The sequence below is a fragment of the Pseudomonas congelans genome, from assembly GCF_900103225.1.
GTDB classification, from domain to species: Bacteria; Pseudomonadota; Gammaproteobacteria; order Pseudomonadales; family Pseudomonadaceae; genus Aquipseudomonas; species Aquipseudomonas congelans.
In genome coordinates this window covers 340,452-362,135 of record NZ_FNJH01000001.1, presented here as the reverse complement: position 1 = coordinate 362,135, position 21,684 = coordinate 340,452, and the positions used below count along the sequence as shown (strand labels likewise).

At 57.5% G+C, this 21,684-nt stretch carries 12 protein-coding genes and 1 pseudogene; 5 read left to right on the top strand and 8 right to left on the bottom strand.

Annotated elements, in window-relative coordinates; all coding sequences use genetic code 11:
- Nucleotides 1-252: 252 nt before the first annotated feature.
- From BLR20_RS01460 to cobA, 3 genes and pseudogenes are all read left to right on the top strand, one after another.
- A pseudogene (locus BLR20_RS01460) lies at nt 253-1,452 on the top strand (NAD(P)/FAD-dependent oxidoreductase); the annotation flags it as partial.
- Nucleotides 1,453-1,478: 26 nt separating this feature from the next.
- Nucleotides 1,479-4,199 (top strand): nitrate reductase, encoded by a 2,721-nt coding sequence (locus BLR20_RS01455; RefSeq protein ID WP_054993029.1) that lies wholly within the window; start codon nt 1,479-1,481, stop codon nt 4,197-4,199.
- A gap of 10 nt (nt 4,200-4,209) precedes the next feature.
- The gene (gene cobA / locus BLR20_RS01450; RefSeq protein WP_054993030.1) at nt 4,210-4,971 is read left to right on the top strand and encodes a uroporphyrinogen-III C-methyltransferase; all 762 of its coding nucleotides are present in this window, start codon (nt 4,210-4,212) and stop codon (nt 4,969-4,971) included.
- A gap of 87 nt (nt 4,972-5,058) precedes the next feature.
- Here the strand turns inward: cobA and BLR20_RS01445 are convergent, their stop codons facing one another.
- The 8 genes from BLR20_RS01445 to ppsA all read right to left on the bottom strand — a co-directional run bounded on the left by BLR20_RS01445 (nt 5,059) and on the right by ppsA (nt 13,181).
- Nucleotides 5,059-6,093 (bottom strand): OmpA family protein, encoded by a 1,035-nt coding sequence (locus tag BLR20_RS01445; RefSeq protein ID WP_003392951.1) that lies wholly within the window; start codon nt 6,091-6,093, stop codon nt 5,059-5,061.
- A 105-nt stretch (nt 6,094-6,198) separates the two neighbouring features.
- Complete coding sequence (gene sigX / locus BLR20_RS01440; RefSeq protein ID WP_003315686.1) at nt 6,199-6,789, bottom strand: RNA polymerase sigma factor SigX; 591 nt, start codon at nt 6,787-6,789, stop codon at nt 6,199-6,201.
- A gap of 82 nt (nt 6,790-6,871) precedes the next feature.
- Nucleotides 6,872-7,696 carry a mechanosensitive ion channel family protein gene (locus BLR20_RS01435; RefSeq protein ID WP_010428133.1) on the bottom strand — a complete coding sequence of 275 codons (825 nt, stop codon included), beginning with the start codon at nt 7,694-7,696 and terminating at the stop codon, nt 6,872-6,874.
- 2 nt (nt 7,697-7,698) lie between these two features.
- Nucleotides 7,699-7,947 carry a crfX protein gene (locus BLR20_RS01430; RefSeq protein WP_003383654.1) on the bottom strand — a complete coding sequence of 83 codons (249 nt, stop codon included), beginning with the start codon at nt 7,945-7,947 and terminating at the stop codon, nt 7,699-7,701.
- Nucleotides 7,948-8,032: 85 nt separating this feature from the next.
- Nucleotides 8,033-9,028, bottom strand: coding sequence for a zinc transporter ZntB (locus tag BLR20_RS01425; protein ID WP_054993031.1), 996 nt, complete (start codon nt 9,026-9,028; stop codon nt 8,033-8,035).
- An 11-nt stretch (nt 9,029-9,039) separates the two neighbouring features.
- The gene (gene rraA, locus BLR20_RS01420) at nt 9,040-9,528 is read right to left on the bottom strand and encodes a ribonuclease E activity regulator RraA (RefSeq protein ID WP_003315690.1); all 489 of its coding nucleotides are present in this window, start codon (nt 9,526-9,528) and stop codon (nt 9,040-9,042) included.
- Nucleotides 9,529-9,626: 98 nt separating this feature from the next.
- A complete protein-coding gene (locus BLR20_RS01415; RefSeq protein ID WP_032614550.1) occupies nt 9,627-10,616 on the bottom strand; it encodes an alpha/beta fold hydrolase in 990 nt (329 codons plus the stop codon).
- A 189-nt stretch (nt 10,617-10,805) separates the two neighbouring features.
- Nucleotides 10,806-13,181, bottom strand: a complete 2,376-nt coding sequence (gene ppsA / locus BLR20_RS01410) for a phosphoenolpyruvate synthase (RefSeq protein ID WP_054993032.1) — start codon at nt 13,179-13,181, stop codon at nt 10,806-10,808.
- Nucleotides 13,182-13,401: 220 nt separating this feature from the next.
- On the opposite strand from ppsA, the gene ppsR reads away from it, so the two are divergent.
- Nucleotides 13,402-14,220 carry a posphoenolpyruvate synthetase regulatory kinase/phosphorylase PpsR gene (gene ppsR, locus BLR20_RS01405; RefSeq protein WP_007249927.1) on the top strand — a complete coding sequence of 273 codons (819 nt, stop codon included), beginning with the start codon at nt 13,402-13,404 and terminating at the stop codon, nt 14,218-14,220.
- A 189-nt stretch (nt 14,221-14,409) separates the two neighbouring features.
- Entirely contained in the window at nt 14,410-21,651 is a 7,242-nt protein-coding gene (locus tag BLR20_RS01400) for a phosphoinositide-specific phospholipase C-related protein (protein WP_054993033.1), read from the top strand.
- The last annotated feature ends 33 nt before the right edge of the window (nt 21,652-21,684 follow it).

The window sequence follows — 21,684 nt, the reverse complement described above, 5'->3', positions numbered from 1 at the left end:
GCGCGCCTCAACGCAGTGCAGAAAGGGCCTGCGCTATCGACCGCACGCCGCGCAGGCCGGCAAATCCGAGTTGGCACAAGCGCTGCATGGCACATGGCAGATAATTCATAACACGCAGCCCTCAACGATGAAGGCTGCGTCTCCCGAGAGAACGGGACCGGACAAAGGCGTCCTCGTCAGACCACTGACGGGACGCCTTTTTTTGTTTGCGCGAAACGTGTCGAGCACGCGCTGCAGTGACTCGGAGGCAAGATGACCAAACTCAAACTGGTGATGATCGGCAACGGCATGGCCGGCGTGCGCACACTCGAAGAGTTGCTGAAACTGAGCGAAGACCTATACGACATCACGGTCTTCGGCGCCGAGCCACACCCCAACTACAATCGCATCCTGCTGTCGCCAGTACTGGCCGGCGAACAGAATTTCGAAGACATCGTGCTCAACGATCTCGACTGGTACGAGCGCAACGGCATCCAGTTGTTGCTCAACCGTCGCGTGGTGAAGATCGACCGCATCAGACGCGTGGTGATCGCCGATGACGGCACCCAGGCCCATTACGATCGGCTGCTGATTGCCACCGGTTCGCGGCCGTTCATACTGCCGATCCCCGGCAACACACTGAACGGTGTTATCGGTTATCGCGACATCGGCCACACGCAGCAGATGATCGACACCGCCGTCACTTACAAGCGCGCAGTCGTCATCGGCGGCGGGCTGCTCGGCCTGGAAGCAGCCAACGGCTTGAGCCTGCGCGGCATGCACGTCACGGTGATTCATAACGGCCAGACGCTGCTGGAGCGCCAACTGGACAAGACCAGCGGAAGGATGCTGCAAGCGGCACTGGAGAAGCGCGGCCTGAGCTTTCGCCTCGACGAGCAGACCGACGCCCTGCTCGGCGATGATCAGGGCCGCGTAACTGCGGTGCAATTCAACAACGGCGACAGGATCGACGCCGATCTGGTGGTCATGGCCGCAGGCATACGGCCCAATACCGAATTGGCCGAGCAAGCCGGCCTGCCCTGCAACCGGGGCATCCTGGTCAATGACACCCTGCAGACCTACGATCCGCGCATCTACGCGATTGGCGAATGCGTCAGCCACCGTGGTATCGCTTATGGGCTGGTGGCGCCGCTGTTCGAGCAGGCGCGGGTCTGCGCCAACCACCTTGCGCAACTGGGCTTTGCGCGTTATCCGGGCTCGGTCACCTCGACCAAGCTGAAAGTCACCGGCATCGACCTGTTTTCCGCCGGAGATTTCCTCGGCGGTGAAGGCACTGAAAGCATCACTCTTTCCGACCCCATCGGCGGTGTCTACAAGAAGCTGGTCATCAAGAACGACGTACTGGTCGGCGCCTGCCTGTACGGCGACACCGCCGACGGCAACTGGTACTTGCAGCAGATCCGTGATGGCCAGGGAATCGATGCCATACGCGACCACCTGATGTTCGGCAAACCCGTTGCCCCGGAGGCCGCCTGCGCATGAACAGCCTTGCCCTTCACGCCCCTCGCGTCACGGCGTCTACCTGCTGCTATTGCGGCGTGGGCTGCGGCGTACTGATCGAGCATGGCGGCGAGAATATTCTCGGCGTCAGTGGCGATCCGAAGCACCCGGCCAACTTCGGCAAGCTGTGCAGCAAAGGTTCCAGCCTGCACCTGACCGGTGACATCGAAGCCCGCGCGCTGTACCCGGAACTGCGCCTGAGCAAAAGCCTGGCGCGTAGTGTCACCGATTGGGACACCGCGCTGGAACACGCGGCCAACGTGTTCGCCGAGAGCATTCGCGAACACGGTCCCGACAGCGTCGCCTTCTACATTTCCGGCCAGTTGCTGACCGAGGACTACTACGCGTTCAATAAGCTGGCGCGCGCACTGATCGGCACCAACAATATCGACAGCAACTCACGGCTGTGCATGTCCTCGGCCGTGGCTGGCTACAAGCGCAGCCTTGGCGCCGACGCACCGCCATGCAGTTACGAAGATATCGAACTGAGCGATTGCGTGATGATCGTCGGCAGCAACATGGCGTACGCGCACCCGATTCTGTTTCGTCGTCTGGAAGAGGCGAAAAGTCGTCGGCCGCAGATGAAACTCATCGTCATCGACCCACGGCGCACCGATACCTGCGAACTGGCCGACCTGCACCTGGCGATTCAGCCCGGCACAGACGTCGCGCTGTTTCACGGCATTCTGCATATCTTGATGAGCGAACGGCTGATCGACCCGTCGTTCATTGCCGCGCACACGCAGGGCTACGAGGAACTGGCCACGCTGGCCGGTGATTACCCGCCCGAACACGTGGCCGCCCTCTGCGGCATCCCCCTTGAACAACTGCACACCTGCGCCCGCTGGGTGGGCGAAGCTCCGGCTTTTCTGTCGCTATGGTGCATGGGGCTGAATCAGTCCACGGCAGGCAGCGCGAAAAACAGCGCACTGATCAATCTGCACCTGGCGACCGGACAGATTGGCAAACCCGGCGCAGGGCCCTTCTCGCTCACTGGCCAGCCCAACGCCATGGGCGGACGTGAAACCGGCAGCCTGTCCAACTTGCTGCCTGGCCATCGTGACGCGGCAAATCCTCAACACCGCCACGAGGTTGCAGCCTACTGGGGTGTCGACAGCCTGCCTGCCAGCCCCGGCCTTTCAGCCATCGAACTGTTCGAGCAATTGCAAAACGGAACAATCAAGGCCCTGTGGATCGCCTGCACCAACCCGGCACAGTCACTGCCCGACCAGAACCGCATCAGGCAAGCGCTGGAAACCTGCCCGTTCGTGGTACTTCAGGAAGCTTTCACGACCACCGAAACCGCGCGTTATGCCGATCTGTTGCTGCCTGCTGCCAGCTGGGGCGAGAAAGAAGGCACGGTGACCAACTCCGAACGGCGCATATCCAACGTGCGCAAGGCCATCCAGTCGCCCGGCGAAGCGCGCTCCGACTGGGCAATCACGGTGGATTTCGCCCAGCGCCTGCAAAAACGCCTGCGACCCGACGCCCCTGCGCTGTTCGATTTCGCTACACCCCAAGCCTTGTTCGATGAGTTCAAGGGCCTGACGGTGGGGCGCGATCTGGACATGTCCGGAATCGACCGCGAGCTCATCGACCAGCAGGGCCCACAACAATGGCCCTTCCCGCGTGGTGCCGGCAGCGGTACGCCGCGTCTTTACTGCGACGGTATCTTCCCCACCGATTCAGGCCGGGCGCAGTTTCTGTCCGAGCCTTACATCGCCGCCAGGGAATTGCGCGATGCCGACTACCCGCTGACACTCAACACCGGCAGGCTGCGCGATCAGTGGCACGGCATGAGCCGCACCGGCACCGCTGCCCGCTTGTTCGGGCATGTCAGCGAAGCTGTGCTGAGCCTCAATCCACAGGACATGCTCAGCCATGACCTGCAACCCGGCGACCTGGTCAAACTGATCAGTCGGCGCGGCGAACTGCTGTTGCCGGTCGGCAGCGAGGACAGCGTTGCAGTCGGCCAGGCCTTTGTGCCGATGCACTGGGGCGACAGGTTCCTAAAGGGGGGTGTCAACGTTCTCACCCAGCCAGCCTTCGACCCGGTCTCGAAGCAACCGGAACTCAAGCACGCCGGCGTCAGGATCGAAAAAGCCCACCTGCCCTGGCAGTTCTTTGCGCTGGTCGAGGGCAACGTGCAGCAACGAATGGAAAAGCTGCGCCCCTTGTGCGAGACCTTCACTTACCTGAGCATGGGCCTTGCCGGACGCGAGCGCCCGGCTCTGGTGATACGCGCCGCCAGCGCAAAAGCACCCGATTCAGGGCTGCTGCAGCAGATTGACCGTGTACTGGGCCTGGATGAAGGACCGGTCATGACGTATGACGACCCCAGACGCTCGATCGGTAAGCGGGTAGGGATCGACGACGGACGTATTACCGCGATTCGCCTGGCCGGTGAAACACTTGCCCAGCATTGGCTGCAGACGTTGTGGCTGGAAGAGCGAGTCGATGCTTCATTGCGGCGCTGGCTGTTGGCACCGCTGCGCAGTGAACCGGGCAAAGATTCGACACAGACTCGCGACAAGACCCTGTGCAACTGCATGAACGTCAGCCAGAGCGCGGTAATGAGCGCTATCGAGCGTGGCCTGAACCTGAATCAACTCAAGACACAGTTGGGCTGCGGCACCCAGTGCGGCTCCTGCGTGCCAGAAATAAGAAGACTGATCAATACCGTGGCGGTTACAGAATGAGGAATGCGGCATGAGCGCAAAAGTATGGCTGGTAGGCGCGGGCCCCGGTGACCCGGAATTGCTGACCCTCAAGGCAGTACGTGCCTTGGGTGAAGCCGACGTGGTGCTGATCGATGATCTGGTCAACACCGCAGTGCTGGAACATTGCCCGGGAGCGCGGGTCATTGCGGTCGGCAAGCGCGGCGGTTGCCGTTCGACGCCGCAAGCGTTTATCCATCGCCTGATGCTGCGCTATGTGCGTCAGGGCAAATGCGTCGTGCGCCTCAAAGGCGGCGATCCGTGCATCTTCGGACGTGGCGGTGAAGAGGCGCAGTGGCTGCAGGAACGCGGTGTTGCCGTGGAGCTGGTCAACGGCATTACAGCGGGTCTTGCCGGTGCAACACAGTGCGGCATTTCGCTGACCCTGCGCGGTATAAGCCGCGGCGTGACGCTGGTCACCGCCCACACTCAGGACGACAGCACCCTCAACTGGCAGGCACTCGCGCAAGGCGGAACCACCCTGGTGGTTTACATGGGCGTAGCAAAACTGGCGGAAATTCGCGAGAGCCTGCTGGCAGGCGGAATGAGTGGCGAGATGCCGGTGGCGATGATCGAGAACGCTTCGCTGCCGTGGCAGCGCGAATGCCGCAGCACCCTGAATGCCATGCAACAGGACGCAGCCGCTTTCCAATTGAAGAGCCCCGCCATTCTGGTGATCGGCTCGGTTGCCGCGTACAGCAATGAGCTGCTGAACCAAACCCTGATGGACCATGCGCAGTTGAATGCCGGCTGACTGCAGGCCCGCCTGAACAGACGCAATGCCAAATCGCAGGCAAAGAAAAGCCCGGCCTAAGCCGGGCTTTTCAGTACAAGCGGCTAATTACTTAGCTTGAGCTTCTACTTCTGCTTCTACGCGACGGTTAACTGCGCGGCCAGCTTCAGTTGCGTTATCAGCAACTGGCTTGCTTTCGCCGTAACCAACCGAGTTTACGCGGCTAGCGCCAACACCGTACTGGTTGACCAGGACCTGTTTAACGGCGTTTGCACGACGCTCGGACAGTTTCTGGTTGTAAGCGTCAGGACCGACGGAGTCAGTGTGACCTTCAACAGTGGTGGTGGTCTGTGGGTACTGCTGCATGAAGTCAGCGAGGTTCTTGATGTCGCCGTAGCTGTTAGGCTTGACTACGGATTTGTCGAAATCGAACTTCACGTCCAGCTCAACACGAACCACTTCGGCAACTGCTGGGCAGCCATCAGCGTCAACGGTAACGTTGGCTGGGGTGTCCGGGCACTTGTCGACGTTGTCGCACACGCCGTCGTTGTCGCTGTCGGAGCACACTTCAGCTACTGGAGCTGGAGCTGCTTCTACTTTCTTGCTGCCGCCGCCGAAGTTTACGCCGATACCGACGCTAGGCGCCCATTCGGTGTTGCCTTGGTCGATGTTGTACTGAGCTTCAACGCCTGCACGGGCATAGAAGTTGTCAGTGAAGTACAGCTTGGCGCCGCCGCCGATGTTGGCGAAGGTGGAACCGTCACGGCCACGGCGGGCGTCTTGACCGATGCTCTGGTCAGAGAAACCGGCAGATACGTATGGACGCAGCATGTCGCCTGGGTTGTTGAAGTGGTACAGAGCGTCCAGAGCGGTGTCTGCGCCCTTGATGTTCTTGCCGCTGTCGCTACGGACGTTGTGGACTTCGTCGTAGCCCAGACGCAGTTCAACATCGTCAGTCAGGAAGTAGCCAACGGAGCCGCCGAACAGGTTGCCGTCGTTTTTGAAGTTACGATCGCTGTCGTAGTATTCTTTCTTGGCGAAGCCTTCGATTTCGACCGCGCCTTGGCCTTGAGCCAGAGCGCCGAACGACGTTGCGGCAACAATAGTACCAATGGCCAAGCCCAAGGTGTTTTTCAGTTTCATCCGTTAAATCCCCATCTGATGATTATTAAGCAGTCCCACACATGGGGACAACTCAGCGGCAAGTCTAACAGACCTTGCCAGTTTGTTAGAGATATTTGCACCGTATTAAGTTTCGGCGATTCCCGCAAATTTCTCTCGTAATTTATCTAAAGCCCGCTTGTAACGCATTTTCGTTGCGCTCAAGCCCATGTGCATGATGTCAGCGATTTCCTGGAATTCAAGTTCTGCGACAAAACGCAGGACCAGAATCTCCCGATCGATCGGGTTCACATACACAAGCCAGCGATCAAGTCCGCCCCGTTCTTCAGGTTTGGGCGCCTTTTCTTCCGACGCTTCCTCAAGTGGATCCAGACTCAGCGCGTCCATCAAGCGACGCTTACGCCGTTCCTTCCTGTACTGCGTGATGCATTCATTGTAGGTGATGCTGTACAGCCAGGTTTTAAATTTAGATTTACCTTCAAAATTTTTCAACCCATACAACACTTTAAGCATCACCTCCTGACAGACATCGTCAGCATCGCGATCGTTCCCCAGATACCGCGCGCACACGTTAAAAAGTGTTCGCTGGTAACGGCGCATCAATTCTTCGTAGGCCCGCGTCACGTTGAACAGCTCGACGTGGGCGCGCGCGACCAGCTCCTCATCTGAGAGCTCACGTGGGTCGTAGCGCGTCGAAAACGGTTGAGGTTTATTCAAAACAAATCTTGCCGACAGTCAGGTCAATGTCCGCCATGCCCTGTATCGGCAACGTGGCGGCATACATTAGCAGGTTAACCGCTTAACGGCTGCTTACTCTCTGCTCGAGCAGGATGCGGTTTGAAAATGACACCAGCTCCCCCTCGTCTGTCAGTAGCGTTGTCTTGACCGTACCGATTTCCTCGATCTGCCCTTCCGTATCCCCAATCTGTACCTGTTGCCCGACCTGAAACAGCTCGCGGACATAGATTCCGGCGATGATCTGCCCGGCAATTTCGCGACTGCCGAGGCCCAGGGCAAGCGCCACTGTCAGACCAACGGTAATCAGCGCAATCACAATAACGTGATTCAGCAGGTCGGTCTTGACCTCGAGCTGGCTGATGGCGACCGAAATACTGATGATAATGACCAGCCCTTGGGCAATTCGCCCCAGGCCGGCAGAGTAGTCTATCCCTACCCCTTCGGCAGCGCCGCGCACCAGGCCATTGACCAATTGCGCCAGCAGTACACCGACCAGCAGCACCAGTGCTGCACCAAATACCTTGGGCAAATACAGCGCCAGCATGTCCAGCGTAGCCGAGACCCGCTGCAGGCCCAGTGATTCAGCAGCCGATACGAGGAAGATAAGCAGAACGAACCAGTAGACGACCTTGCCGATCAGCGTGGAGACCGGCACCTTGACGCCAGCGCGGCCGATGATCTTGGTCAGACCGGTACCGCCGACCAGACGATCAAGGCCCAGTTTGGCCAGCAATTTGGAAAGCAGTGTGTCGAGCAGCTTGGCGACGACAAAACCGAGCAGCACCACAACCAGGGCGCCGAACAGGTTGGGGATGAAGTTTGCGACTTTGGTCCACAATGCAGTCATTGCAGCAAGAAGGCTCTGGGTCCAGAGATTCAGTTCCATGCTCAATCAGCCTTATCGATAGAACGCGCACCTGTCGAGGTGCGGCGAGAAACGGGAGATACATGGGCCGAGCCGTTGTTCACGGCGATCATCAGCGCCTCCGACCAACGGCCCAGCAACCCGAACAACACACCGGCGCCGACCTGGCGATTGGCGGTCTTCAGGACGCGTCCCAGACATGCGTCATCATCCCGGCTGGAGGATGAAGAATTGAGCATGTCGCGTAAAGATTCTTCAAACGGATCGTGCATCAGGCACCTCACGTAATGTCATTCAAAGACGCGACGCGAAAACAACAAGTCACACAGGCTCATCAAAAAACCATCCGGGCTCGCCCTATACCCAACGCAAACGGCGGAACAGCCACCACTGCCCTGCGCCCAGTGCGACGATCAGCAGACAGGCCACCAGAAAGCCGTACGAACTGGCCGAACCCGGAATGCCGCCAACGTTTATACCCAGCAGACCGGTGAGAAAACTCATCGGCAGAAAGATACAGGTAATGATCCCGAAGCGGTACATGGTGCGGTTCATGTGCTCGCGCAGGCGCCGGTCCTCGGACTCCAGCAGCAACCCCACCCGTTCGCGGGTCAGCTCGAGCTCTTCCAGATAACGGGTCAGGCTGTTGTTCAGCTCATTCCAGTAATCAGCGTCGTCATGAGCAAACCAGGAAAGCTTGATGCGTGAAAGCTGGCCATAAATATCCCGCTGCGGCCCAAGGAACCGGCGCAGGCCGGCGGCGCGTCGACGGATATGCAGCAGCTTGCCATGCTCAGGACTGTACCGTTCGTCGGCGTCGTTCTTTTCTTCCTCTTCATCGACCGACTCGGTCAGTTCACCCACCAGATCCTGAACCTTGTCAGTGAGGTGCTGCGCCAGGTGCAGGATCAGCTCCGAGGCGCTTTTCGGACCCTTGCCCTGCCCCAGCAGCTCAATCAGTTCTTCGGTGGCACGCAGCGGACGCAGGCGCAGCGAGATCACCCGCTGCGCGGCGGCAGAGATACGTACCGAGACCATGTCTTCCGGTTCGGCACCTGGGTTCAGGTTCACACCGCGCAGAAACAGCAGCAACTCCTGCTCCGGCAACGGCAGCAAACGCGGCCGGGTGTTCTCTTCCAGCAACAGGTCGCAGGCAAACTCGCTCAGACCGCTGCCGGTGCGCAGCCAGGCATGTGTCTGCGGGTGGCTACGATCCCAATGCAGCCAGACACTTTCTTCTGGCTTCAACACAAGGTCCTGCAACTCGGTTCGAGCAATGAAACGCGCCCCACCCTTACCGTCCAAAACGAGGGCATGGACCAGCCCCCACTGCGCGTTTGCTTCATCGAACATGGATACTTCGCTTATTCCGGCATGGTCAGGGGTGATGGGGAAATGATGACGCCATTGTTGTCGGCATACAGGTACTCACCCGGGCGGAACGTCACGCCGCCAAAGGTCACCGGCACATTCAGTTCGCCTATGCCGCGCTTCTCGGTTTTCTTCGGATGACTGGCGAGCGCCTGGACACCCAGATCGGTCTGGGCGATGACGTCCACGTCACGGACGCAGCCGTAGATCAACATGCCTTCCCAACCGTTCTTTGCAGCCTTGTCTGCCAGCATGTCACCCAGCAGCGCGCAACGCAGCGAACCACCGCCGTCGACGACCAGTACCTTGCCCTTGCCGTCGAGCTCGACCTGCTCCCTGACCTTGGAGTTGTCCTCGAAACATTTCAGCGTGACGATCTGGCCACCAAACGAATCGCGGCCGCCAAAATTGCTGAACATCGGCTCCACAACCTGAATCAGGTCCGGATAGGCGTCACACAGATCGGGGGTGAGGTAGTGCATGGGACAACTCCTTTCATCGGCTATTGGGACGCGACTGATGCGGACGGTTTAGTGAAAAAGACACGACCGGATGAGGCTAACCATAGCGACTTTACCGGCTAACTGCCTACCGCGACCTGAAACTCTGCAACCTGTTCAGGAACGGAACGCTCGCCCAGCCATTCGATCACGCGCGGCCAGACCTGCTGCTGCGCGGCCTTGCTGACCAGCATCTGCACATGGTCGAAATCCTCGCTGAAGCCGTGTTCGCGGCCCAGGCAGAGGAATTGCCTGTGTTCGCTGCCGATCTGCTCGAACAGTTCACGGCAAGCCCACACCGGGTCCTGATGGTCGCCGACCGCAGCGACAGCCAGAAGCGGCACCTGAACCGCGCTCAACCCTGCCCACCAGTTATTGTCACGCTCACCGAAACGTCCGAAAAGCCCGTGCCAGCGCATGCTTTCCAGAACCAGGCCGATCGGCTCGTCTTCGGGACCACGCTTGAAACGCGGTCCGGAGACATGCTCGAAGGACCTCAGCAACAACTTCGCAGACCATTGCAGCGGCGGGACTTTCAGCGGCCAGTAGGTACGGCTGACCTGACTGCCGAACAGCGCCACCGACGCCGCAGTATCAACACCCAGATACTGACCGCCCAAGGCTGCCGCCAGGCTGGTGCCACCCAGCGAGTGGCCGATCCAGTGCGGTATCTGACCACTTTGCTCGACGACGAACGCGGCAATGGCTGGCAAATCGAAACGCGCGTAGTCGGCCACGCAATTGCTGCGATAACTCAGGTTGCGAGCCGACAAGCCATGGCCGCGCATTTCAGGAATCCATACGTCATAGCCGGCACGCGCCAGATACGCGCCCAGACCGATGCCCTTGGGCGAATACCAGAAGCGCCGGTTGGAAAAGCTGCCATGCAGCAGTATCACCGGAGTGCCACGCACATCAGGCTGATCGACGCGCCCCAGTCGGGTCACCGCCAGTTCGACACTGGCGTCGGGACTGTTGGCAGGTTTGAGACGGTAGACGTCCTCGACCAGATCGCCACGACGCTCGGCACTGATCAAGGCAACGGGAAAAAGCTGGCTGCTGCTCTGCATATCACTCTTTATCTGGTTTGACAGACGGGATGAAACCACATGCTCCGGGGTCTCGCGGTGCGCCATAAAAAAGGCGGCTTCCGAAGAAACCGCCTCATTCAAACACCTGAAGCACATGACGGCTCAGGCCGCGTTCGCGTCACAAGGAAGCCCGGTCTTGCGAGGACCGCGCCTCAGGCGAGCCGCCTGTCAGACAGGCGCCTGTGCCTCGGCAAGGAAGAACCAGGTTTCCAGTACCGAATCGGGGTTGAGCGAGACGCTCTCGATCCCCTGATCCATCAGCCAGCGCGCCAGATCCGGGTGATCGGAAGGCCCCTGCCCGCAGATACCGATGTACTTGCCGGCCTTGTTGCACGCCTGAATGGCGTTGGACAGCAGCTTCTTGACCGCCGGGTTACGCTCGTCGAACAGGTGAGCGATCACGCCGGAGTCACGATCGAGGCCGAGCGTCAGCTGGGTCAGGTCGTTGGAGCCGATGGAGAAGCCATCGAAATACTCCAGGAACTCTTCCGCCAGAATCGCGTTGGACGGCAGCTCGCACATCATGATGATGCGCAGGCCGTTTTCGCCACGCTTCAGACCGTTGGCCGCCAGCAGATCGATGACCTGGCTCGCCTCGCCCAGGGTGCGGACAAACGGCACCATGATCTCGACATTGGTCAGGCCCATCTCCTCGCGCACACGCTTGAGCGCACGGCACTCCAGCTCGAAGCAGTCGCGGAAGTTCTCGCTGATATAGCGCGAAGCACCGCGGAAGCCCAGCATCGGGTTTTCTTCTTCGGGTTCGTAGAGCTTGCCGCCGATCAGGTTCGCGTACTCATTGGACTTGAAGTCCGAGAGGCGCACGATGACCTTCTTCGGCGTGAACGCGGCGGCCAGGGTACTGATGCCCTCGACCAGCTTTTCGACATAGAAACCGACCGGATCGTCGTAACCGGCGATGCGCTTGTCGACGCTTTCCTTGATTTCCGGTGGCAACACCGAATAGTTGAGCAGCGCCTTGGGGTGCACGCCGATCATGCGGTTGATGATGAACTCCAGACGCGCCAGACCGACACCGGCATTGGGCAACTGGGCGAAATCAAAGGCACGGTCCGGGTTGCCGACGTTCATCATGATCTTGAACGGCAGATCAGGCATGGCATCGACCGAATTGGTCTTGATGTCGAAGCCCAACTCGCCTTCGAAGATATAACCGGTGTCGCCCTCGGCGCAGGAAACCGTTACACCCTGGCCATCCTGGAGGGTCTGCGTGGCGTTGCCACAGCCGACCACTGCCGGGATGCCCAGCTCACGGGCGATGATCGCCGCGTGGCAGGTACGACCGCCACGGTTGGTGACGATTGCGCTGGCGCGCTTCATGACCGGTTCCCAGTCCGGGTCGGTCATGTCCGACACCAGCACGTCGCCGGGCTGGACCTTGTCCATCTCGGACACGTCCTTGATGATGCGCACCTTGCCCGCGCCGATGCGCTGACCGATGGCACGGCCTTCGACAAGCACCTTGCCGGTCTCCTTGAGCAGATAGCGTTCCATGACGTTGGCCGAAGCACGGCTCTTCACGGTTTCCGGACGCGCCTGGACGATGTACAGCTTGCCGTCATCACCGTCCTTGGCCCACTCGATGTCCATCGGGCACTTGTAGTGCTTCTCGATGATCATCGCCTGTTTGGCCAGCTCGGACACTTCGGCATCGGTCAGACAGAAACGTGCGCGGTCGGCAGGCTCGACGTCAACCACCTTGACCGAGCGACCGGCCTTGGCTTCTTCGCCGTAAATCATCTTGATCGCCTTGCTGCCCAGGTTGCGACGCAGGATTGCCGGGCGGCCGGCCGCCAGCGTGTCCTTGTGCACATAGAACTCGTCCGGGTTGACTGCGCCCTGCACAACTGTCTCACCCAGACCGTAAGCGCCGGTGATGAATACCACGTCGCGAAAACCGGACTCAGTGTCGAGAGTGAACATGACACCCGCCGTACCGGTCTCGGAGCGCACCATGCGCTGCACACCCGCCGACAGCGCGACCAGCTTGTGGTCGAAGCCCTGGTGCACGCGGTAGGAAATAGCACGGTCGTTGAACAGTGAAGCGAAGACTTCCTTGGCCGCGCGGATCACGTTCTCGACGCCGCGGATGTTAAGGAAGGTCTCCTGCTGGCCTGCGAACGACGCATCCGGCAAGTCTTCGGCAGTTGCGGAGGAACGCACGGCCACGGCCAGGTTCGGATTGCCGGCAGACAGCTCGGCAAACGCAGTACGGATCTGGGCGTTGAGCTGCTCGGGAAACTCGGCTTCCATGATCCACTGACGAATCTGCGCACCGGTGCGGGCCAGTGCATTGACGTCATCGACGTCAAGGGCGTCCAGCGCAGCATGGATCTGCTCGTTCAGGCCGCTGAGCTCGAGAAAGTCACGGTAAGCCTGGGCGGTAGTCGCGAAGCCGCCGGGCACCGAAACACCAGCACCTGCGAGGTTGCTGATCATCTCGCCGAGGGACGAGTTTTTGCCCCCCACGTGCTCTACATCATGGACGCCGAGCCTATCGAGGGAAACTACGTACTCTACCAAGGTGATCTCTCCACTAACTGTGTTTGTTGTTGGGAAAAGCTCATTCACCCGAGCCACAAGCTATGTGGCTTCAGGCGTATCTGCCCGGACGTGCAAATCGGGCGCTCAAAACCATGCTTCAAAACCGGGCTTGTAAAAAAGCAGCATCTGCAGGCCCTCAGGACCGGCAAGCACGCCTATGATAGCCAGAATTCTTCAACTGCTTAAGGCCTGGGCAAAAATGAAACGATCCGCTTTCTTCATCTCGGACGGCACGGGCATCACCGCCGAAACCCTGGGCCAAAGCCTGTTGGCACAATTTGAAAACATTACTTTCAACAAGTTCACCAGGCCCTATATCGACAGCGTCGAGAAGGCGCGGGCGATGGTACAACAAATCAATAATGCCGCCGACAAGGACGATGTGAGGCCGATCATCTTCGATACCATCGTCAACCAGGACATCCGCGAGATTCTGGCGACGTCCAACGGCTTCATGATCGATATCTTCTCGACCTTCCTCGCCCCGCTGGAGCAGGAGCTTAGTTCACACTCCTCCTACTCCGTGGGTAAATCGCACTCCATCGGGCATAACTCCAATTACATGGAGCGCATCGAGGCGGTGAACTTTGCGCTGGACAACGATGATGGCGCACGCACGCACTATTACGACAAGGCCGACATCATCCTCGTCGGCGTCTCGCGCTGCGGCAAAACCCCGACCTGTCTGTACATGGCCATGCAATTCGGCATCCGGGCGGCCAACTATCCGTTGACCGAAGACGACATGGAGCGCCTGCAACTGCCTGCGGCACTCAAGCAGCATCGCGAAAAGCTGTTCGGCCTGACCATCGACCCGGATCGCCTGACAGCCATCCGCCACGAGCGCAAGCCCAACAGCCGCTACTCCAGCTACGCGCAGTGCGAATTCGAGGTGCGCGAGGTGGAAAGCCTGTTCCGCCGCGAAAACATTCCGCACATCAACTCGACGCATTTCTCGGTGGAAGAGATCTCCGCCAAGGTCCTCGTGGAGAAAGGGGTGGAGCGACGCTTCAAATAGGCTGATCCACGCCTTTCAATCAAGAGCTGGCAGGTTGTACCTATCAGTTATGCCAGTATTCATTCGTACCTGCTTGCTTAAAGATGATCCCGACACCCCTTGACGCCAGCACGGCGTGGGGACGGATCGATACAGGTAGCAATACCGCTCGCCATGTGCGATGCAAACAGTCATCAGGGACGATGAAACATGAACCTCACAGCCTTATTGCCAACGGCCTTCGCGCTAGCACTGCTAAACCCTGCATACGCCGGGAGTGCACCACCGGCGTCGAATCTCAAGAACAACACGCAGCAAGCAGGTCACTCTGCGCAGATGGTGCTGAAGGGCACCGCAAAGCACCAGGCCGGCACCTATGAAAATCCGCTGCAACTGAAAGACGACAGCTCCGCAACTGGCCTCATTTACGCGCTCATCGACTCTACCGGCCGACGGCGTTTTTACGAGTCCCGATTTGTCGGTGCACCGGCTGAACATGAACTTCCACCCTTACCTGATGGCTACTCGGATTTTCCAACCTACTCCATCCCGGCCGTCCAGAACGAGTCCTGGGTTTATCGAGGTACTCATGCGGGAACTTATGCAGACCCTAAAATCGCATGCGAAGCCACCTACATGGGCGCTATCAATAAAGTTACCGAGACTGACGGATGGTTAGCTTTTTATAGCACTCTGCGTGAAGAGGACGGCAGGACATGCATCACCTCCGGGCTGCCTGCTACCCCAGGGCCCAACACTGACTGGGCATACATCGGATCAACTCATACGCCCGGCACTTTTGAGGCCCCTAAAGGCGACCAGACGGTGGCGGATGTCACATGGAAAGGTGCCGTCCATCTTTTCAAGATGTCCGATGGCGCGGAGGCGTTCTACTCGTCAAAGCAGGGCGGCAATGTGTCTCCCGCCTGGACTGCACCAGATTCCCGAAAACGAGAAGATAACGATTACTGGAAATACATAGCAGACCGCGCTGACGACGCTCATGCTGGAACCTACGAAGACCCTAAGCACTTCAACGAGCGCAGTCATGCCGTTGGCTCCATTTACACTACCCTTGATTCAAAAGGCCGGCGGCGTTTTTACTCGTCGAGTTTTATCGGTTATCCGGCGGATAGGGAACTGGGGTTCCCGCCTTTGCCAGATGGCTATGTGGACTTTTCAAGAACGACCATTCCCGCCGTCAAAAATGATTTCTGGGTATACCGAGGCACCCATGCGGGAACGTACGCGGACCCTAAAATCGCGTGCGAAGCCACCTACCAGGGCGCCATCAATAAAGTCATCCAGACTGACGGAGTGTCAGCTTTTTATAGCACCCTGCTTGAAGAGGACGGAAGGACATGTATCAACGGCGGGTCACATACCATCCCTTTCTCCGACTCCGACTGGAGGCTCCTGGCATCCACTGACACACCAGGCACTTTTGATAGGCCTAAAGGTGACCAGACGGTGGCGGATTTTACATGGAAAGGTGCCATCCATCTTTTCAACATGGCTAATGGCGCTGAGGCGTTCTACGCATCAAAACGAGACGGTACAGTGTCGCCCGACTGGACGGCACCAGCCCCCGAAACACGAGAAGATACCGCTTACTGGGCATATGTAACAGACCGCAACAAGGGCGTTCATGCTGGAACTTACGAGGACCCCAAGCCTATTGATGAGCGCAGTAATAGCGTTGATTCCATTTACGCTACCCTTGATTCAACAGGCCAGCGGCGTTTTTACTCGTCGAGATTTATCGGCTATCCGGCTGACAGGGATCTGGGGTTCCCACCGTTGCCCGATGACTACGATGACTTTTCCAAAACGCCCCTTCCCGCCGTCAAAAATGATTTCTGGGTATACCGAGGTGTTCATAAAGGGACTTACGCAGACCCGAAGATTAACTGCGAAGCCACCTACCTTGGTGCCATCAACCGAATCGAAATCAATCCAGTCCAATCAGGCAAAGAGAGGTACGCTTTTTTCAGGACCGACTACGAAGGCTATGGCGATACATGCTGGACACCTTTACCCTCTGGCCCCGCGAGCGAGGAAGGCTGGACATATCTGGCGAGCAACTTCCATCTCGGCACATCCAGCGACCCCAAAGGCGACGAAACCATCGCGGACTTCACCTGGAAAGGTGCCATCCATCTTTTCAACATGGCGAATGGCGCCGAGGCGCTGTACGCATCAAAGCAGGAGGGTACGGTGTCGCCCGCGTGGACGGCACCGCGCGCCCATACGCGAGAAGATACCACTCACTGGACATATATAGCGGAACGCAACATGGGTGTTCATGATGGGTCCTACGATGACCCCAAGCACATCGATGAGCGCAGTGATAACACGGAAACCATTTACGCTACTCTTGATTCAACAGGCCAACGGCGTCTTTACTCGTCAAGATTTACCGGATACCCGGCTGATCAGGAACATGTATTCCCCCCCCTGCCAGATGATTACGAGGATTTTCCCGGCACGCCCACTCAAGCCATCAAGAATGATTTATGGATCTATCGGGGCGTCCATGCAGGGACTTACGCAGACCCGAAGATTAACTGCGAAGCGACCTACCGAGGGGCCATTAACCGAATCGAAATCAATCCGGATCAATCAGGTAAAGAGACGTACGCTTTTTTCAAAACCGACGAAGAAAGCGACGGAGTTACATGCAATAAACCTTTGCCCACTGGCACCGCGAGTGAGGAAGGCTGGACATATCTGGCTGGCACCGCGCATCTCGGCACGTACAGCGACCCTAAAGGCGACGAAACCATCGCGGACTTCACCTGGAAAGGTGCCATTCATGTGTTCCGCATGGCTGAAGGCCTGGATGCCCACTACACACCACAGCAGGATGGCACGGTATCGACAACATGGACCCGCCCTGACCCGCTATACAGGGACGATACAGAGTACTGGAAATATATTAACAACCGGACGAAGGCAACGTTCGAGTATCCCGCACAGGGGCTGGACCCAAGAAATCTGTCCTGGATTGGTGCCGTTTATAACTTCCCCATCGACGGCCAGCCCACTTACTTTATTTCCCGATTTGAAGGTCTGAATTCGGCAGTCAACCCCACTGCACCTGAAACGGCCGAAAGCAACGAGTTCTTTAGTTATGTCGGTCCTATTGATCAAAGTCTCGGCACTCTGGAGCACCCTAAAGGCTGGCATGATCCGACGTGGCCAGGACAAATCCATGCGTTCAACCTGCCGGATCGCAAAGTGTATTACGAGGCACATTTCGAGGGGTTTCCATCGGAGCGCTATGATTCGGTGGACGACATAAAAGCCGACACTGTGAACTGGACGTACAAAGGTGAAAGCAGGCATGCAGGCATTTATGCGGACCCCAAAACGCTCGAAGACCTGACCTGGCCGGGCGCTGTCCACAAGCGGGACGGGTATTTCGAAGGCTCAACCCCGTTGTCTGTTTACTATAGGTCGACATTCCTGGGGACAGCAGTCACGCTCGGCATTGATTACCCGCAAGACGGCCTGCACAGTGACAAGCAATGGACATATCTGGGTGTCTCACGAAAAGCCGGGACATTTCAGTCTCCCAAAGATGATATCGAAGTCACTTGGCCGGGTGCCGTTCATGCCTCGCGCACATCAGGACTAGAGCCTGAAAACTTCTTCGTTTCAAAGGTTGAAGGAATGGACTATGGCCGCCCCTTCCCCCCAAAGGGTCAGGACAGCGAAGCCTGGAAATACATTGGCACCAGAGAACACCAAGGCACCTTCACCAACCCAAATACAGAGCACAATTTCACCTGGCCAGGCGCGATTCATATGGTCGAGGAACGCGGACGCTTGAGGTTTCTCTCCTCCACTTTCTGGGGAGTGCCTCCTTCGCAACAGGGCTGGGAGTATCCCAAGGGCAATACCAGCAACGAAGACTGGACTCATATCGGTATCGGTCTACACCGTGGCACGTATGGAGACCCCAAACCTTGGGATGACATGACCTGGCCGGGCGCTATTCATGACCATTTCTCCAAGGCAGGACATCTGTATTTCATAGCACGCAAACAAGGCGTGCCCTCAAGAATGGGCTGGAGCTACCCTTCGGAAGCTGTCGACAATGAGCACTGGTTGTTTGCAAGAGCGGAGAAGTATCAAGGCACCTTTGATGAGCCCAAGGAAGCCGATGACGATGTGACCCGCGTCGGAGCCATTCACAGGACGGTCGATGGAACGGGAGCGAGCCTGTATTTCTCATCGCTGATGCAGGGCCTGCCCGCTGATTTGGGCGCCAGCGTTCCCCACTTTTCTCAGAGCACCAAGTTTTTTTCTTTCATCGGTAAGAGCAAACACGAAGGAACCGAAAAAGATCCGAAAGACTGGGAAGATCTCACCTGGAAAGGCAGGATCCATCGTTACGAGCACGCAAATGATGTTTTCCTGTTTGCGGCGAAAGCCACCGGAGTGCCCTCCGAAAAGCATTGGGATTACCCGACAACCGGCATCTCCAACAACCATTGGACATTCATCGCCGAAAGTAAAAATCAAGGCACTTATGGTGCGCCCAAAGACTGGGAGGATATTACATGGCCGGGTGCAATTCATGCCTATTCAGGCGATGGTGTCCGCCGCTTTTACGCAGCCAGGGGAAACGGTACACCATCAAAAGAGAACTGGACCTACCCTGTGGGCGCGACTGACAACCAATACTGGACTTATCTAGCGTCGCAAAAACATCAAGGCACCTACGCCGACCCCAAGGAACTGGACGAGCCTACCTGGCCGGGTGCAATTCACATGAGCCAAGTCGAGCATGTGCGCGACTACTACAAGAGCCGCAATGATGGCATTCCATCGCAACAGGGTTGGGTATATCCGGGAGGAGCCGGCAGCAACAACAACTGGATTTATATCGCATCAGCAACACATGCGGGTACGGCTGCGGATCCCAAATCATTGAGCGAGCCAACCTGGCCGGGCGAGGTCCATCTACACATGGATCAGGCAGGCACGTACTTCTACTACACATCGATTACCGAGGGTTTGCCTTCAGAAGACGGATGGGATTACCCGGCGGGCGAGGCCAGCAATGAGCATTGGACCTACAGAGGCACCGGTCGCCACTCGGGCATGGCCTATGATGCCAAAGACTGGGACGAATTTACCTGGCCTGGCGCTTTGCATTTTTCGACAGTGAACAATCTGCGTGTGTTGTTTGCATCAAAAAATGAAGGCGTGCCATCACAACATGCCTGGCACTACCCGCTCACAGCGAGTGACGACGCAAACTGGACCTTCGCTGGCGGAAGTCATGCGGGTACCTTTATTGACCCGCGAGATTGGACCGAGCCAACGTCGCCAGGCGCGCAGCACGTGATCCTGAGAGATAGGATTCCTTACTTTTATACCGCGAAGTTCACGGGCACTGCCCCCGCGCATAACTGGTATTTTCCTGTGGGAGAGGTCGATAACGATCATTGGACCTATGCCGGCAAGCACTACGGTACATTCGACAGCCCTAGAACCAGTACTGAACAGGTGTGGCCGGGTGCTATCACCTTGCTAGCCAATGCAGGGGGTCAGCACTATTACGAAGCCCGAAAGGACGGTAAACCCGCTGATGCTGGATGGCCACTCCCAGCTGACAACTCGAGCAATGAGTACTGGATAGACAAAGGTATCCACGCAGGCACGCTGGCAGATCCGAAGGATTGGGATGAGGTGACCTGGCCGGGTGCCATACACCGGTACATACAGCCTGACCGAACTTATTTTTATACAGCTCAAGTCGCAGGCCTCCCAAGCGCGCACTATTGGTATTACCCCAGCGGAAGTACCAGCAACGCCTGGTGGACACCTTTCGCCGATTGGGAACAGACAGCGCCGGGTATCAACGACTTTTCCCGCCCCTTCAACCAATACACATGGGCAACGGCACACAACGCCTACCTCAACAGCATCAAGGAGCAGTTGGAGCGAGGCATAAGAGGCTTCATGCTGGATTTGTATCCACGAACCCGCGATGATGGAACGCCTTTTATAAAACTCTGCCATGGGTGGGATGAGGACGACTGTTATCAGGTAAATAGTTTGAATGACGAGTTAGTCAAGACTCTAAACGACGTCTATCTACCGTTTCTGAAGGCCAATCCGTCAGCCGTCATCACGCTTATGCTGGAGTCATACGTGGAGCGAGAGCTGTTCGAACACGAGTTGGAACAGGTATCCCCCGAGTTTCTGTCAATGGTGTTTGACACGGCCGATTACTCCACTGCTCGGTGGCCTATACTTGGCGACATTATCCGGAAAAACAAACGTGTCATCATACTTGCCGACAAGACCGAATTGACCGGCAAGCTCGAGATTAACGGCCTTGATGTGCGAATCCTCAAGAACACCGATATAGCGGTCGAAAACACCTACAATCTGGGACTTGTAACGAACCACGACTGGGCCTGCGAAACCCGAGACATGGGTCATCCTCTGGAAACAGTGCAGGCACCCAACTCAAAGGGCTGGCCGCCGTTGTTTGTCATGAACCAGATTCACGCATTCGCCAGCAGTGCGGCTCACGCCGGTGACGTCGACAACAACCTGACCTGGCTGCAGCATCGCGTGCTGGACAACTGTATGCCCAAGGCTAACAAGTACCCCAACTACATCGCCGTGGATTACAACCAGACGGGCGATACCATTCCTTACGCTGCGGCGCTGAGCCAGGGAGGCATTTACTTGTATGAAAAAGCAAACGCCGATCGTAGTGGGGATACCGTTTGCGTACTGCCGTCCCTGCACGATTACAGCCTCAGACTGCCAGCGCATGGCTGTGAAAACGATGAAGTCAGATCTGTGCAACTGGCCGGCGTTGCCCGCGGCACACGCATCACGCTGTATGACTCGCCGGATGGCAAAAAATCAGACGATTTTGTCTACATAGACGTCAAGAAAACCATGCCGATCAATACGTTTGTGACGATCAACTCGCTCGAACGCAGCTTCTCAGATGATCAAGTGACTGTGACTGCGTTGCGCAACAACGGTATAGACGGCAAAGTCTCCCGTATCATCGTTGGGGCTTCACCTGCTGATAGCGATTTTTCGGGCGCGGAAATCGTTTTCCATGAAGGCAATGGCGCAACCGAAAACACTGTCTGCACGGTTCCATTCGCCAAACATGACCAGTTCAAGATGGGAGCAGGCAATAATCCGTATGGCTGTGACAACGATGAAATAAAGTCTGCAACTATCGTCAGGGCCAAAAAGGGCTCGCAATTCTCCCTGACGGGTAATCCGGACGGAACCTTCGATCAGGGCATAACCTACGTAACAATGATGCAGGACATCATCGTGCCTCACGTCATTCCCAGCTTTGATGAGGCGTACAACGATGGCTTCATCAAGGTTGAAGTCACCCACTGGGGCAGCATGGACGGCAAGAGTTCCTACGGCTATTTCCAACCACTGCAATAAACCTGAGATGTTGCGCCTGCCTGGCAGGCGCAA